We start from the raw sequence: 14,153 nt of genomic DNA, 5'->3' as shown, positions 1-14,153 counted from the left end.
GCCGTGCCGGGACTCAGTTCCGGTTCCGCTCCTCCACGTACGCGTTGTAGGCGGCCACCTGGGCCCGCCTGGCCGTCCGCTCCACCGGACGCAGAGCCTGCCCCCGCGCGGCCATCTCCGAGGCGCTCACGGCCCCGCCGTGCCCGTTCTCGTACGCCAGGGAAACCAGCAGCCCGACCCGCTGCGCCAGCTCCAACACCCGTACCGCACGCGGCGGATACCCGGGCGCGAGGATCTCGCGGCCCCGCTCGGCACGCGCCCGGTAGGCGTCGAGCGCCGCCTCGGCGACCGGGCCGGACCCGGCGACGTCGAGCCGGGAGAGGACCTCGGTCGCCTCCCGCAGCGCCTCCGCGAGCTCGCGCTCCGCCTCGCCGAGCGAGGGCACGTCCGCGGGCGGCGCCTCGCGCACCGGCAGACAGTGCCAGACGACCTCGACGTGCACGTCGCCGTCGGGCCCCGCCTCGTACACCTCGGGCACCAGGCCGTACGGCGCGCCGAACGCGACCACCGCCTCCTCCGCGTCGAGGGCCCGCGCGTTGAACTCGGGCGGGCCGCTCAGCCCGAGCGGATGCCCGGGCGCGGGCAGCGCCACCCGAAGACCTCTCACGCCGAGCCCCCGCAGGCGGCCCATCGCGAGCGTGAGTCCGACCGGGCCCGACTCCCCGGGGAGCCCTTCGACCCGGTGCAGCGCGTCCTCGCCGACCATGGCGAGCGCCGCGTCATCCGGTGAAACAAGTCCGGCCAATAGGGCATTTCCCCATGCGGCCAGGCGTCCTGAGCGTGGTTCCGAGAGCATGCACACAGCCTAAGGACCGGCCTCACGACAGGAACGGTCGGCCGGTGGCGTAGGTTTTATCCGGGGGCCGCGTCCACAGGCGCGAGCGACGACCGAGACTGCAATGGGAGACAGCGCGCTCATGAGCGATGTACTGGAGCTTGAGGACGTATCTGTGGTCCGCGAGGGCCGGGCTCTGGTGGACCAGGTCTCCTGGTCGGTCAAGGAAGGCGAGCGCTGGGTCATCCTCGGCCCGAACGGCGCGGGCAAGACCACCCTCCTGAACGTCGCCTCCAGCTACCTCTTCCCGAGCACCGGATCCGCCACCATCCTCGGCGAGACCCTCGGCAAGCCCGGCACCGACGTCTTCGAGCTGCGCCCGCGCATCGGCGTCGCCGGCATCGCGATGGCCGAGAAGCTCCCCAAGCGCCAGACCGTCCTGCAGACGGTCCTCACCGCCGCGTACGGCATGACCGCGGGCTGGCACGAGGACTACGAGGACGTGGACGAGCAGCGCGCCCGCGCCTTCCTCGACCGCCTCGGCATGAGCGACTACCTGGACCGCAGGTTCGGCACCCTCTCCGAGGGCGAGCGCAAGCGCACCCTGATCGCCCGCGCCCTGATGACCGACCCCGAGCTGCTGCTCCTCGACGAGCCCGCAGCCGGCCTCGACCTCGGCGGCCGCGAAGACCTCGTACGACGCCTCGGCCGCCTCGCCCGCGACCCGATCGCACCCTCGATGATCATGGTCACGCACCACGTCGAGGAGATCGCGCCCGGCTTCACGCACGTGCTCATGATCCGCCAGGGCAAGGTCATGGCCGCGGGCCCGCTGGAGCTCGAACTGACCTCGCGCAACCTCTCCCTCTGCTTCGGCCTCCCGCTGGTCGTCGAGCAGCGCAACGACCGCTGGACGGCCACGGGGCTCCCGCTCAGCTAGCCGCGCCCTGTCCCCGAAGGACCCGTGGTCCTACCATGACCATGTGGACATCGACGCATGGGTGTGGTGGCTGATCGGCGCTGCCGCGCTCGGAATCCCGCTGGTACTGACCGCCATGCCGGAACTCGGCATGCTGGCCGTGGGCGCCGTCGCGGGCGCCGTGACCGCGGGTCTCGGCGGGGACATGGTCCTCCAGGTCGTGGTCTTCGCCGCGGTCTCGGTCGCGCTCATCGGCGTCGTACGCCCGGTCGCCGCCAGGCACCGCGCCCAGCGTCCCGAACTGGCCACCGGAGTCGAGGCGTTGAAGGGCCGACAGGCCGTCGTCCTGGAGCGGGTCGACGCAGCGGGCGGCCGCATCAAGCTGGCGGGCGAGATCTGGTCGGCCCGCGCGCTCGACACGGACAGCGCCTACGAGGCCGGTCAGGAAGTCGACGTCGTCGAGATCGACGGAGCCACGGCGATCGTCATGTGATTGCCCCACGGGCGGTGCGATGGTCTGACAGACTCGACCAGCAAGATCTTCGCCGACGACGCGGGATCGTTCCGGAACACCGAGGCATGAAGGGTACGGGGAGTCACGATGGGGCCAATCGTCATCGTCCTGATCATTCTGGTGGTGCTGGTCTTCATCGCCCTGATCAAGACCATCCAGGTCATCCCGCAGGCCAGCGCCGCCATCGTCGAGCGGTTCGGGCGCTACACCCGCACGCTGAACGCGGGACTGAACATCGTCGTCCCGTTCATCGACTCGATCCGCAACCGCATCGACCTGCGTGAGCAGGTCGTCCCGTTCCCGCCGCAGCCGGTGATCACCCAGGACAACCTGGTGGTCAACATCGACACCGTCATCTACTACCAGGTGACCGACGCGCGGGCCGCGACGTACGAGGTCGCCAGCTACATCCAGGCGATCGAGCAACTCACCGTCACCACCCTGCGCAACATCATCGGTGGCATGGACCTGGAGCGCACCCTGACCTCCCGCGAGGAGATCAACGCGGCCCTGCGCGGCGTCCTCGACGAGGCCACCGGCAAGTGGGGCATCCGCGTCAACCGCGTCGAGCTCAAGGCGATCGAGCCGCCGACCTCCATCCAGGACTCGATGGAGAAGCAGATGCGCGCCGACCGGGACAAGCGCGCCGCGATCCTCCAGGCCGAAGGTGTACGACAGTCGGAGATCCTGCGCGCCGAGGGTGAGAAGCAGTCCGCGATCCTGCGCGCCGAAGGTGAGGCCAAGGCCGCGGCACTGCGCGCGGAGGGCGAGGCCCAGGCGATCCGTACGGTCTTCGAGTCCATCCACGCCGGAGACCCGGACCAGAAGCTCCTCTCCTACCAGTACCTCCAGATGCTCCCGAAGATCGCCGAGGGCGACGCGAACAAGCTCTGGATCGTGCCCAGCGAGATCGGCGACGCCCTCAAGGGCCTGGGCGGCGCCCTCGGCAACTTCGGCCCGATGGGCGGCGGTCCGAGCGGCGGCGCCTCCGGCAAGGAGCGCCGCGAACAGCCGAAGATCGACTGACGTGATGACAGAACCCCGCGCCCCTCAGGGGGCGCGGGGTTCTGTTCTAGGGGCGCGGGGAACTGCGCGACCAGCCCAGAACAAGCTGCGGCCGAGCAACGGCCGGTGACCGACACGGCGGGCACGGAGCCCTACGCCGCAGGCTGAGCCAGCCACTCGGGCAACGAGGCCAACTCATTCCGCCCAAGAGACAAGAGCATCGCATCCGCGGGCGTCGGCTCGAAGGGCTGCCGCAACAACGGCATGCCTGCCTCGTCCGGCGTCCGGTTCGCCTTGCGGTGATTGTCCATCGCGCACGAAGCCACCGTGTTCAGCCAGGAGTCCGCGCCGCCCTGCGACCGGGGCACCACGTGGTCGACCGTCGTGGCGCGCCTGCCGCAGTACGCGCACCGGTGCCCGTCCCTGACCAGCACACCCCGCCTGGACCATGGAGCCTGTCTTCGGAACGGCACCCGGACATACCGGCAGAGCCTGATCACCCGCGGCACCGGGATGTCGATCGCCGCGGCGCGCACGCGCAGTCCGGGGTGGGCGTGCTCGACCACGGCCTTGTCCTGGAGCACCAGAACGACGGCTCGGTTGAGCGACACCGTCGAGAGCGGCTCGAAGCTCGCGTTCAGCACCAGCGTGTCCCGCATCAACCTGCCCACCTCCCGTATGCACACCGGCCCACCGCCTGGCGGGCTGGGATCAACTCTGGCCGGGCACGCCGGGATGGACAACGCAATAAAAAATGCCCGTCTCTGATCACTTCCATGACCAGAGACGGGCAAACAACCGATGAACGCTCAGTTCTCCGCGGGGGCCGCGTACTCCGCGAGCACCTGCGCGCGCGCCAGCGTGTGGAACCGGAGGTTGAACCCGACGACCGCGGGCGAGGCGTCCGAGTCGGGACCCAGCTTCTCCTGGTCCACCGCGTACACGGTGAACACATAGCGGTGGGCCGGATCGCCGGGCGGCGGGGCGGCGCCCCCGAAGTCCTTCGTCCCGTAGTCGTTGCGCACCTGCACCGCGCCCGCGGGCAGTCCTTCGAATGTGCCGCTGCCCGCGCCACCGGGCAGCTCCGTCACCGACACCGGGATGTCGAAGACGGTCCAGTGCCAGAACCCGCTGCCCGTAGGGGCGTCCGGGTCGAAGCACGTCACGGCGAAGCTTTTGGTCTCCGGCGGGAAGCCCTCCCACCGCAGCTGCGGCGAGGTGTTCCCGGCCGCGTAGACGTGAGCGTCCTTAAGGACCGCCCCCGGCTCGAAGTCCTCGCTCACGACCGTGAACGACGGCACGGGCGGATGGAAGTCATGGGGAAGCGGCGGCCTCTTGAGCTCGGTCACGTCGGCACCTCCTGGTTGGTTGCTGGTCCTCGCTGATCCTCTCCGAGCCTAGAACCAGTTGCGCTTGCTGCCGACCTGGGACAGCCACTCGTTGAGGTACGCCGCCCAGTCCGTGCCCTGGAAGTCGTTGAGACCGACCTGGAACGAGCGGAACGAGTCACTGCCCTCGCTGAACAGACCCGGCTTCTTGTCCATCTCCAGGACGACGTCCATCTCGCGGTCGTCCGCGACGAAGCTCAACTCGACCTGGTTGAGACCGCGGTACTGCTGCGGCGGGAAGAACTCGATCTCCTGGTAGAACGGCAGCTTCTGCCGCGTACCGCGGATGTGGCCGCGCTCCATGTCCGCGCTCTTGAAGCGGAAGCCCAGCTGGATGAAGGCGTCGAGGATGGCCTGCTGCGCGGGCAGCGGGTGCACGTTGATCGGGTCGAGGTCGCCCGAGTCCACGGCGCGCGCGATCTCCAGCTCGGTGGTCACACCGATGTTCATGCCGCGCAGCTGCTGCCCGTCGATGCTCGTGACCGGCGTCTCCCACGGGATCTCCAGGCCGAAGGGCACCGCGTGCACCTGTCCTGCCCGCAGGGTGAAGGCGCCACCGAGCCGCACCTTGGTGAACTCGATGTCCTGCTCGGTCTCCTGGTCGTTCCCCTCGACCTCGACCCGGGCCTGCAGGCCCACGGAGAGTCCTTCGATCTCCTGGTCCACGGACCCGCCCTGGATCCGGACCTCGCCCTGGACCACGCCGCCCGGCACCACGTTGACCTCGGTCAGCACGGTCTCGACCGAGGCACCACCGGCCCCCAGACTCGCGAGCAGCTTCTTGAACCCCATGACACTCCTCCCCAGGCCGCCGCCTGTGGCTCGTCTCGACTTGAATCCTTGATCGGTACAAACGCGAGGGGACCGTGCCCGGTTCCGCGCCCTCACCCGTCAATCGAGCGGTCCGAAGACCACGCGTGCCCACAGGACGGGTGCACTACGCTCGTACGACATGATCGCGGCCCCTGACCGTACGCCCCTGACCCGTGACTTCTTCGACCGGCCCGTCCTGGACGTGGCCCCGGATCTGCTGGGGCGCGTCCTCGTACGCGACTCGCAGGACGGTCCGATCGAACTCCGCCTGACAGAGGTGGAGGCGTACGCGGGGGAGGTCGACCCCGGCTCCCACGCCTATCGCGGTCGCACCGCGCGCAACGGCGTGATGTTCGAAGAGCCAGGACACGTGTACGTCTACTTCACCTACGGCATGTGGCACTGCATGAACCTGGTCTGCGGTCCACCGGGCATGGCGAGCGCGGTCCTGCTCCGCGCGGGAGAGATCACCGAGGGCGACGAGCTGGCCCGCAAACGTCGACTCTCGGCCCGTAACGACAAGGAACTGGCCAAAGGCCCCGCGCGCCTGGCCACGGCCCTCGATGTGGACCGGAGCCTCAACGGCAGCGACGCCTGTGGCGACCCGGACTCCCCGTTCACCGTCCTGTCCGGCACTCCGGCCCACCCCGACCAGGTCAGGAGCGGACCCCGGACGGGCGTATCGGGGGAGGGCGGCGTCCACCCGTGGCGCTTCTGGATCGCCAACGACCCTACGGTGAGCCCTTATCGGGCCCATACGCCCAGGCGTCGACGAACTTGACGCGTCCTTGGGGCATCCGTAATGTAGTCCGAGCCGCTGAACCGGTCACAGCAATCTGCTGACAGCCGGAGGCGGCCAACCACTACCTACGACTTCCCCTCGGCGGGGGCTTATTTCGCATGCTCGCATGTCGAAATTCGAACTCGCGGAACTCGATTATGAGTTGCGGAGGGAATCCGCTAAAGTAGTGAACACGCCGAAAGGCAAAGGCCCTCCAACGGCCACCGGAAATGAAATCCGAACCGGAAACGGAACGGAAAACGGATCTGGTAAGGTTGGAAACACGAAATACCGAAGGGAAGCGCCCGGAGGAAAGCCCCAGAGAATGTTCTGCGGGTGAGTACAAAGGAAGCGTCCGTTCCTTGAGAACTCAACAGCGTGCCAAAAGTCAACGCCAGATATGTTGATACCCCGACTCACTTCGGTGAGTTGAGGTTCCTTTGAAAAAGTCCTGTACGGCCCTTGAGGTTCGTGCAGGCAGCACAGCGAGGACGCTGTGAACCGGGGGGATTATTCCTCTCCTTGGTTCCGCTCTCGTGGTGTCGCACCGGATTACCGGTACACATTCACGGAGAGTTTGATCCTGGCTCAGGACGAACGCTGGCGGCGTGCTTAACACATGCAAGTCGAACGATGAAGCCCTTCGGGGTGGATTAGTGGCGAACGGGTGAGTAACACGTGGGCAATCTGCCCTTCACTCTGGGACAAGCCCTGGAAACGGGGTCTAATACCGGATAATACCGTCTCTCGCATGGGAGAGGGTTGAAAGCTCCGGCGGTGAAGGATGAGCCCGCGGCCTATCAGCTTGTTGGTGAGGTAGAAGCTCACCAAGGCGACGACGGGTAGCCGGCCTGAGAGGGCGACCGGCCACACTGGGACTGAGACACGGCCCAGACTCCTACGGGAGGCAGCAGTGGGGAATATTGCACAATGGGCGAAAGCCTGATGCAGCGACGCCGCGTGAGGGATGACGGCCTTCGGGTTGTAAACCTCTTTCAGCAGGGAAGAAGCGAAAGTGACGGTACCTGCAGAAGAAGCGCCGGCTAACTACGTGCCAGCAGCCGCGGTAATACGTAGGGCGCAAGCGTTGTCCGGAATTATTGGGCGTAAAGAGCTCGTAGGCGGCTTGTCACGTCGGTTGTGAAAGCCCGGGGCTTAACCCCGGGTCTGCAGTCGATACGGGCAGGCTAGAGTGTGGTAGGGGAGATCGGAATTCCTGGTGTAGCGGTGAAATGCGCAGATATCAGGAGGAACACCGGTGGCGAAGGCGGATCTCTGGGCCATTACTGACGCTGAGGAGCGAAAGCGTGGGGAGCGAACAGGATTAGATACCCTGGTAGTCCACGCCGTAAACGGTGGGAACTAGGTGTTGGCGACATTCCACGTCGTCGGTGCCGCAGCTAACGCATTAAGTTCCCCGCCTGGGGAGTACGGCCGCAAGGCTAAAACTCAAAGGAATTGACGGGGGCCCGCACAAGCAGCGGAGCATGTGGCTTAATTCGACGCAACGCGAAGAACCTTACCAAGGCTTGACATATACCGGAAAGCATCAGAGATGGTGCCCCCCTTGTGGTCGGTATACAGGTGGTGCATGGCTGTCGTCAGCTCGTGTCGTGAGATGTTGGGTTAAGTCCCGCAACGAGCGCAACCCTTGTTCTGTGTTGCCAGCATGCCCTTCGGGGTGATGGGGACTCACAGGAGACTGCCGGGGTCAACTCGGAGGAAGGTGGGGACGACGTCAAGTCATCATGCCCCTTATGTCTTGGGCTGCACACGTGCTACAATGGCAGGTACAATGAGCTGCGAAGCCGCGAGGCGGAGCGAATCTCAAAAAGCCTGTCTCAGTTCGGATTGGGGTCTGCAACTCGACCCCATGAAGTCGGAGTTGCTAGTAATCGCAGATCAGCATTGCTGCGGTGAATACGTTCCCGGGCCTTGTACACACCGCCCGTCACGTCACGAAAGTCGGTAACACCCGAAGCCGGTGGCCCAACCCCTTGTGGGAGGGAGCTGTCGAAGGTGGGACTGGCGATTGGGACGAAGTCGTAACAAGGTAGCCGTACCGGAAGGTGCGGCTGGATCACCTCCTTTCTAAGGAGCATCTAGATTCCGCAAGGAATCCAGAGCCACTACGTCGGCAAACGTTCGACGGTGGTTAGCTCATGGGTGGAACGTTGACTACTCGGCACGATGACTTGGCTTCACTAGTACTGCTTCGGCGTGGAACGTGTGAGTTGGGTGATCGGGTCGGGCACGCTGTTGGGTATCTGAAGGTACGGCCGGTTTCGGCTGCCTTCAGTGCCGACCCCAGTGCACTCGGATCTACTGGTTCGGGGTGATGGGTGGTTGGTCGTTGTTTGAGAACTGCACAGTGGACGCGAGCATCTGTGGCCAAGTTTTTAAGGGCGCACGGTGGATGCCTTGGCACCAGGAACCGATGAAGGACGTGGGAGGCCACGATAGTCCCCGGGGAGTCGTCAACCAGGCTTTGATCCGGGGGTTTCCGAATGGGGAAACCCGGCAGTCGTCATGGGCTGTCACCCGCTGCTGAACACATAGGCAGTGTGGAGGGAACGCGGGGAAGTGAAACATCTCAGTACCCGCAGGAAGAGAAAACAACCGTGATTCCGGGAGTAGTGGCGAGCGAAACCGGATGAGGCCAAACCGTATGCGTGTGAGACCCGGCAGGGGTTGCGCATGCGGGGTTGTGGGATCTCTCTTTCACAGTCTGCCGGCTGTGAGGCGAGTCAGAAACCGTTGATGTAGACGAAGGACATGCGAAAGGTCCGGCGTAGAGGGTAAGACCCCCGTAGTCGAAACATTAGCGGCTCGTTTGAGAGACACCCAAGTAGCACGGGGCCCGAGAAATCCCGTGTGAATCTGGCGGGACCACCCGTTAAGCCTAAATATTCCCTGGTGACCGATAGCGGATAGTACCGTGAGGGAATGGTGAAAAGTACCGCGGGAGCGGAGTGAAATAGTACCTGAAACCGTGTGCCTACAAGCCGTGGGAGCGTCGGATGGAAGCTTGCTTCCATCTCGTGACTGCGTGCCTTTTGAAGAATGAGCCTGCGAGTTTGCGGTGTGTTGCGAGGTTAACCCGTGTGGGGAAGCCGTAGCGAAAGCGAGTCCGAATAGGGCGATTTAGTAGCGCGCTCAAGACCCGAAGCGGAGTGATCTAGCCATGGGCAGGTTGAAGCGGCTGTAAGAGGTCGTGGAGGACCGAACCCACCAGGGTTGAAAACCTGGGGGATGACCTGTGGTTAGGGGTGAAAGGCCAATCAAACTCCGTGATAGCTGGTTCTCCCCGAAATGCATTTAGGTGCAGCGTCGTGTGTTTCTTGCCGGAGGTAGAGCACTGGATAGGCGATGGGCCCTACCGGGTTACTGACCTTAGCCAAACTCCGAATGCCGGTAAGTGAGAGCGCGGCAGTGAGACTGTGGGGGATAAGCTCCATGGTCGAGAGGGAAACAGCCCAGAGCATCGACTAAGGCCCCTAAGCGTACGCTAAGTGGGAAAGGATGTGGAGTCGCACAGACAACCAGGAGGTTGGCTTAGAAGCAGCCACCCTTGAAAGAGTGCGTAATAGCTCACTGGTCTAGTGATTCCGCGCCGACAATGTAGCGGGGCTCAAGCGTACCGCCGAAGTCGTGTCATTCATACAATAGGGCCAACGCCTGTATGGATGGGTAGGGGAGCGTCGTGTGCCGGGTGAAGCCGCGCCGGAAGGCAGTGGTGGACGGTTCACGAGTGAGAATGCAGGCATGAGTAGCGATACATACGTGAGAAACGTGTGCGCCGATTGACTAAGGGTTCCTGGGTCAAGCTGATCTGCCCAGGGTAAGTCGGGACCTAAGGCGAGGCCGACAGGCGTAGTCGATGGATAACCGGTTGATATTCCGGTACCCGCTGTGAAGCGTCAAACATCGAATCAGGCGATGCTAAGTCCGTGAAGCCGTCCCGATCTCTTCGGAGTTGAGGGAAGTGGTGGAGCCGACGGACCAGACTTGTAGTAGGTGAGTGATGGGGTGACGCAGGAAGGTAGTCCAGCCCGGGCGATGGTTGTCCCGGGGTAAGGGTGTAGGACGCAAGGTAGGCAAATCCGCCTTGCACATAGTCTGAGACCTGATGCCGAGCCGATTGTGGTGAAGTGGATGATCCTATGCTGTCGAGAAAAGCCTCTAGCGAGTTTCATGGCGGCCCGTACCCTAAACCGACTCAGGTGGTCAGGTAGAGAATACCGAGGCGTTCGGGTGAACTATGGTTAAGGAACTCGGCAAAATGCCCCCGTAACTTCGGGAGAAGGGGGGCCATCACCGGTGATGACATTTACTGTCTGAGCTGGGGGTGGCCGCAGAGACCAGCGAGAAGCGACTGTTTACTAAAAACACAGGTCCGTGCGAAGCCGTAAGGCGATGTATACGGACTGACGCCTGCCCGGTGCTGGAACGTTAAGGGGACCGGTTAGTGCGCTTTCGGGCGTGCGAAGCTGAGAACTTAAGCGCCAGTAAACGGCGGTGGTAACTATAACCATCCTAAGGTAGCGAAATTCCTTGTCGGGTAAGTTCCGACCTGCACGAATGGCGTAACGACTTCTCGACTGTCTCAACCATAGGCCCGGTGAAATTGCACTACGAGTAAAGATGCTCGTTTCGCGCAGAAGGACGGAAAGACCCCGGGACCTTTACTACAGTTTGATATTGGTGTTCGGTTCGGCTTGTGTAGGATAGGTGGGAGACTGTGAAGCGGGCACGCCAGTGTTCGTGGAGTCAACGTTGAAATACCACTCTGGTCGTGCTGGATGTCTAACCTCGGTCCGTGATCCGGATCAGGGACAGTGTCTGATGGGTAGTTTAACTGGGGCGGTTGCCTCCCAAAGAGTAACGGAGGCGCCCAAAGGTTCCCTCAGCCTGGTTGGTAATCAGGTGTTGAGTGTAAGTGCACAAGGGAGCTTGACTGTGAGACCGACGGGTCGAGCAGGGACGAAAGTCGGGACTAGTGATCCGGCGGTGGCTTGTGGAAGCGCCGTCGCTCAACGGATAAAAGGTACCCCGGGGATAACAGGCTGATCTTCCCCAAGAGTCCATATCGACGGGATGGTTTGGCACCTCGATGTCGGCTCGTCGCATCCTGGGGCTGGAGTCGGTCCCAAGGGTTGGGCTGTTCGCCCATTAAAGCGGTACGCGAGCTGGGTTTAGAACGTCGTGAGACAGTTCGGTCCCTATCCTCTGTGCGCGTAGGAATATTGAGAAGGGCTGTCCCTAGTACGAGAGGACCGGGACGGACGAACCTCTGGTGTGCCAGTTGTCCTGCCAAGGGCATGGCTGGTTGGCTACGTTCGGAAAGGATAACCGCTGAAAGCATCTAAGCGGGAAGCCTGCTTCGAGATGAGTATTCCCACCCCCTTTGAGGGGTTAAGGCTCCCAGTAGACGACTGGGTTGATAGGCCAGATCTGGAAGCCCGGTAACGGGTGGAGGTGACTGGTACTAATAGGCCGAGGGCTTGTCCTCAGTTGCTCGCGTCCACTGTGTTGGTTCTGAAACAACGAACAGTTGTGTCGGCTGAACAGCGTCACTAATTAATTGAAGAGTGTGCTTGTTCGCTGCCCTGTTTGAGATCCGGCGATTTCGCTGGATAATTCATAGGGTTTCGGTGGTCATAGCGTGAGGGAAACGCCCGGTTACATTCCGAACCCGGAAGCTAAGCCTCAAAGCGCCGATGGTACTGCAGGGGGGACCCTGTGGGAGAGTAGGACGCCGCCGAACAATTTTTGGAGGACCCCTGGTCCCAGCGTCCACGCTGGGACCAGGGGTCCTTTTGTTTTTGTCGAAGCGCGCCGGCATCCCGGCTGCGCGAGAATGACTGCGGTACCGAAGACTAGGAGTCACCGATGTCCACCAACTCTCCCGACGAGCGACCGGAGCGCGACCAGCGCGGCCGGGACGGTGGCGACCGGGGCGGGTACCGCGGTGCTCCGCGCCGGGACAACGACCGGCGTGACGACAACCGCGGCGGCGACCGTGGTGGTTTCCGTGGCCGTGACGATCGCCGCGATGACCGGCGTGACGACCGTCGTGACGACAACCGTGGTGGCGGCTTCCGTGGCCGTGACGACAACCGTGGTGGTGGCTACCGCGGGCGTGATGACAACCGTGGTGGTGGCGGCCGTCCGCCGTTCCGGCGCGATGACCGTCCCAGCGGGCCCCGCCGTGACGACCGCGGCGGCGACAGCCGCGGTGGCTTCCGGCGTGATGGTGACCGTCCCGGCTTCCGCCGCGACGGCGACCGCCCCGCCTTCCGCAGCGACGACCGCCGAGACGACCGCAGGGGCGGGGACCGTCCGGACCGTGGTGGCTTCCGCCGTGACGACAACCGTCGCGACGACAACCGCGGTGGCGGTTTCCGTGGGCGTGACGACCGGCGTGACGACAACCGTGGCGGCGACCGTGGTGGTTTCCGTGGCCGTGACGATCGCCGCGATGACCGCCGTGACGACCGTCGTGATGACAACCGTGGTGGCGGTTTCCGTGGCCGCGATGACAACCGTGGTGGTGGCTACCGCGGGCGTGATGACAACCGTGGTGGTGGCGGGCGTCCGCCGTTCCGGCGCGATGACCGTCCCAGCGGGCCCCGCCGTGACGACCGCGGCGGGGACAGCCGTGGCGGCGACCGTGGTGGCTTCCGGCGTGATGGCGACCGTCCCGGCTTCCGCCGCGACGGCGACCGCCCCGCCTTCCGCAGCGACGACCGCCGAGACGACAACCGCCGTGACGATCGTCGCGATGACCGTCGCGATGACCGTCGCGATGGCGACCGCGGTGGCTACCGTGGGCGTGACGACCGGCGCGACGACCGCAGGGACGACCGGCGCGATGGCGACCGCGGTGGCTTCCGGCGTGATGACAACCGTGGTGGTGGCGGGTTCCGGGGTCGGGACGACCGTGGGCGCGACGACCGCGGGCGTGGGCCGCGCCGTGACGACCGGGGCGGGCGTTCCAGCGGCGACCGAGGCGGCTTCCGTGGGCGTGATGACCGGCGTGACGACCGCAGGGACGACCGGCGCGACGGCGACCGCGGGGGCTACCGCGGGCGCGACGACCGTGACCGCGAGCCCATCAGGCGGCTGCCGATCCCGGACGACGTCACCGGGTACGAGATCGACAAGGACGTGCAGCAGGAGCTGCAGAGCCTTCCCAAGGGGCTCGCGGAGGACGTCGCCAGGAACCTGGTGATGGTCGCCAAGCTCATCGACGAGGACCCCGAGCAGGCGTACGCCTACTCGCGGATCGCGCTGCGGCTGGCCTCCAGGGTCGCCGCCGTGCGTGAGGCAGCGGGTTTCGCCGCGTACGCGAACCAGAAGTACAGCGAGGCACTGGCGGAGTTCCGTGCCGCGCGGCGGATGACCGGCAGCGTCGAGCTGTGGCCCGTCATGGCGGACTGCGAGCGTGGGCTCGGCCGGCCCGAGAAGGCGCTGGAGATGGCCGGTGCGCCGGAGGTGCAGAAGCTGGACAAGGCCGGTCAGGTCGAGATGCGGCTCGTGGCCGCGGGGGCCCGGCGCGACCTGGACCAGATCGATGCCGCCATCGTCACGTTGCAGAGCCCCGAGCTGGCCGCGAACTCCGTGCAGCCCTGGACGGCGCGACTGCGGTACGCGTACGCCGACGCGCTGCTGGCCGCGGGCCGTGAGGCCGAGGCGCGCGAGTGGTTCGCCAAGGCCGTCGAGTCCGACAAGGACGGCAGCACCGACGCCTCCGACCGGCTCGCCGAGCTGGACGGTGTCGAGTTCGTCGACGCGCTCGGTGACGACGAGGTCGACGGGACGGACGAGGTTGCCGAGGTCGTCGAGCGCCGGGTCTCCTCCGACGCCGAGGGCGACAAGAGCGCCGAGGGCGACAAGGACTGACGTCCTTCGCGCAAGCTGAGACGGGCGGGACTCCCTGAGGGGGGCCCGCCCGT

10 protein-coding genes and 3 rRNA genes are annotated in these 14,153 nt (G+C 64.8%); 9 read left to right on the top strand and 4 right to left on the bottom strand.

What is annotated here, in order from left to right; translation table 11 throughout:
• Nucleotides 1-13: 13 nt before the first annotated feature.
• Nucleotides 14-796 (bottom strand): hypothetical protein, encoded by a 783-nt coding sequence (locus KY5_RS08590; RefSeq protein ID WP_098241661.1) that lies wholly within the window; start codon nucleotides 794-796, stop codon nucleotides 14-16.
• A 121-nt stretch (nucleotides 797-917) separates the two neighbouring features.
• Here KY5_RS08590 and KY5_RS08585 point away from each other — a divergent pair, with 121 nt between their 5' ends.
• The 3 genes from KY5_RS08585 (at nucleotide 918) to KY5_RS08575 (ending at nucleotide 3,234) form a co-directional block, all read left to right on the top strand.
• Nucleotides 918-1,715 carry an ABC transporter ATP-binding protein gene (locus tag KY5_RS08585; RefSeq protein WP_098247128.1) on the top strand — a complete coding sequence of 266 codons (798 nt, stop codon included), beginning with the start codon at nucleotides 918-920 and terminating at the stop codon, nucleotides 1,713-1,715.
• A 43-nt stretch (nucleotides 1,716-1,758) separates the two neighbouring features.
• The gene (locus KY5_RS08580) at nucleotides 1,759-2,187 is read left to right on the top strand and encodes an NfeD family protein (protein ID WP_098241660.1); all 429 of its coding nucleotides are present in this window, start codon (nucleotides 1,759-1,761) and stop codon (nucleotides 2,185-2,187) included.
• A gap of 108 nt (nucleotides 2,188-2,295) precedes the next feature.
• Nucleotides 2,296-3,234 carry an SPFH domain-containing protein gene (locus tag KY5_RS08575; RefSeq protein WP_098241659.1) on the top strand — a complete coding sequence of 313 codons (939 nt, stop codon included), beginning with the start codon at nucleotides 2,296-2,298 and terminating at the stop codon, nucleotides 3,232-3,234.
• 131 nt (nucleotides 3,235-3,365) lie between these two features.
• On the opposite strand, the gene KY5_RS08570 is transcribed toward KY5_RS08575, so the two are convergent.
• The 3 genes from KY5_RS08570 to KY5_RS08560 form a co-directional block, all read right to left on the bottom strand.
• Nucleotides 3,366-3,872, bottom strand: coding sequence for an HNH endonuclease (locus KY5_RS08570; RefSeq protein WP_098247127.1), 507 nt, complete (start codon nucleotides 3,870-3,872; stop codon nucleotides 3,366-3,368).
• 150 nt (nucleotides 3,873-4,022) lie between these two features.
• Entirely contained in the window at nucleotides 4,023-4,562 is a 540-nt protein-coding gene (locus KY5_RS08565) for a YbhB/YbcL family Raf kinase inhibitor-like protein (protein WP_098241658.1), read from the bottom strand.
• A 48-nt stretch (nucleotides 4,563-4,610) separates the two neighbouring features.
• Nucleotides 4,611-5,393 carry a sporulation protein gene (locus tag KY5_RS08560; RefSeq protein ID WP_098241657.1) on the bottom strand — a complete coding sequence of 261 codons (783 nt, stop codon included), beginning with the start codon at nucleotides 5,391-5,393 and terminating at the stop codon, nucleotides 4,611-4,613.
• 160 nt (nucleotides 5,394-5,553) lie between these two features.
• Between KY5_RS08560 and KY5_RS08555 the strand changes: the two genes are divergently transcribed.
• The 6 genes from KY5_RS08555 to KY5_RS42100 all read left to right on the top strand — a co-directional run bounded on the left by KY5_RS08555 (nucleotide 5,554) and on the right by KY5_RS42100 (nucleotide 14,100).
• Entirely contained in the window at nucleotides 5,554-6,195 is a 642-nt protein-coding gene (locus tag KY5_RS08555; protein ID WP_098241656.1) for a DNA-3-methyladenine glycosylase, read from the top strand.
• A 565-nt stretch (nucleotides 6,196-6,760) separates the two neighbouring features.
• Nucleotides 6,761-8,286: ribosomal RNA gene (locus KY5_RS08550) — 16S ribosomal RNA — on the top strand.
• 298 nt (nucleotides 8,287-8,584) lie between these two features.
• Nucleotides 8,585-11,707 (top strand): 23S ribosomal RNA (locus tag KY5_RS08545).
• A 138-nt stretch (nucleotides 11,708-11,845) separates the two neighbouring features.
• Nucleotides 11,846-11,962: ribosomal RNA gene (gene rrf / locus KY5_RS08540) — 5S ribosomal RNA — on the top strand.
• The 16S, 23S and 5S rRNA genes sit together here, the layout of an rRNA operon.
• Before the next feature lie 93 nt (nucleotides 11,963-12,055).
• Entirely contained in the window at nucleotides 12,056-13,429 is a 1,374-nt protein-coding gene (locus KY5_RS42105; RefSeq protein ID WP_199842984.1) for a hypothetical protein, read from the top strand.
• On the top strand, nucleotides 13,366-14,100 hold the full coding sequence (locus tag KY5_RS42100; RefSeq protein ID WP_199842982.1) for a hypothetical protein: 735 nt from the start codon (nucleotides 13,366-13,368) through the stop codon (nucleotides 14,098-14,100). The genes KY5_RS42105 and KY5_RS42100 overlap by 64 nt, the downstream gene beginning before the upstream one ends.
• Nucleotides 14,101-14,153 lie beyond the last annotated feature (53 nt).

Source organism: Streptomyces formicae (assembly GCF_002556545.1).
Taxonomy (GTDB): domain Bacteria; phylum Actinomycetota; class Actinomycetes; order Streptomycetales; family Streptomycetaceae; genus Streptomyces; species Streptomyces formicae_A.
This window is presented reverse-complemented; position numbering and strand designations above follow the sequence as displayed.

Excerpts from the sequence above, each read along its gene's own strand:
- KY5_RS08560 (WP_098241657.1), bottom strand. The coding sequence starts at position 5,393 with ATGGGGTTCAAGAAGCTGCTCGCGAGTCTGGGGGCCGGTGGTGCCTCG.
- KY5_RS08585 (WP_098247128.1), top strand. The coding sequence starts at position 918 with ATGAGCGATGTACTGGAGCTTGAGGACGTATCTGTGGTCCGCGAGGGC.
- KY5_RS08570 (WP_098247127.1), bottom strand. The coding sequence starts at position 3,872 with ATGCGGGACACGCTGGTGCTGAACGCGAGCTTCGAGCCGCTCTCGACG.
- KY5_RS08590 (WP_098241661.1), bottom strand. The coding sequence starts at position 796 with ATGCTCTCGGAACCACGCTCAGGACGCCTGGCCGCATGGGGAAATGCC.
- KY5_RS08555 (WP_098241656.1), top strand. The coding sequence starts at position 5,554 with ATGATCGCGGCCCCTGACCGTACGCCCCTGACCCGTGACTTCTTCGAC.
- KY5_RS08575 (WP_098241659.1), top strand. The coding sequence starts at position 2,296 with ATGGGGCCAATCGTCATCGTCCTGATCATTCTGGTGGTGCTGGTCTTC.
- KY5_RS42105 (WP_199842984.1), top strand. The coding sequence starts at position 12,056 with ATGACTGCGGTACCGAAGACTAGGAGTCACCGATGTCCACCAACTCTC.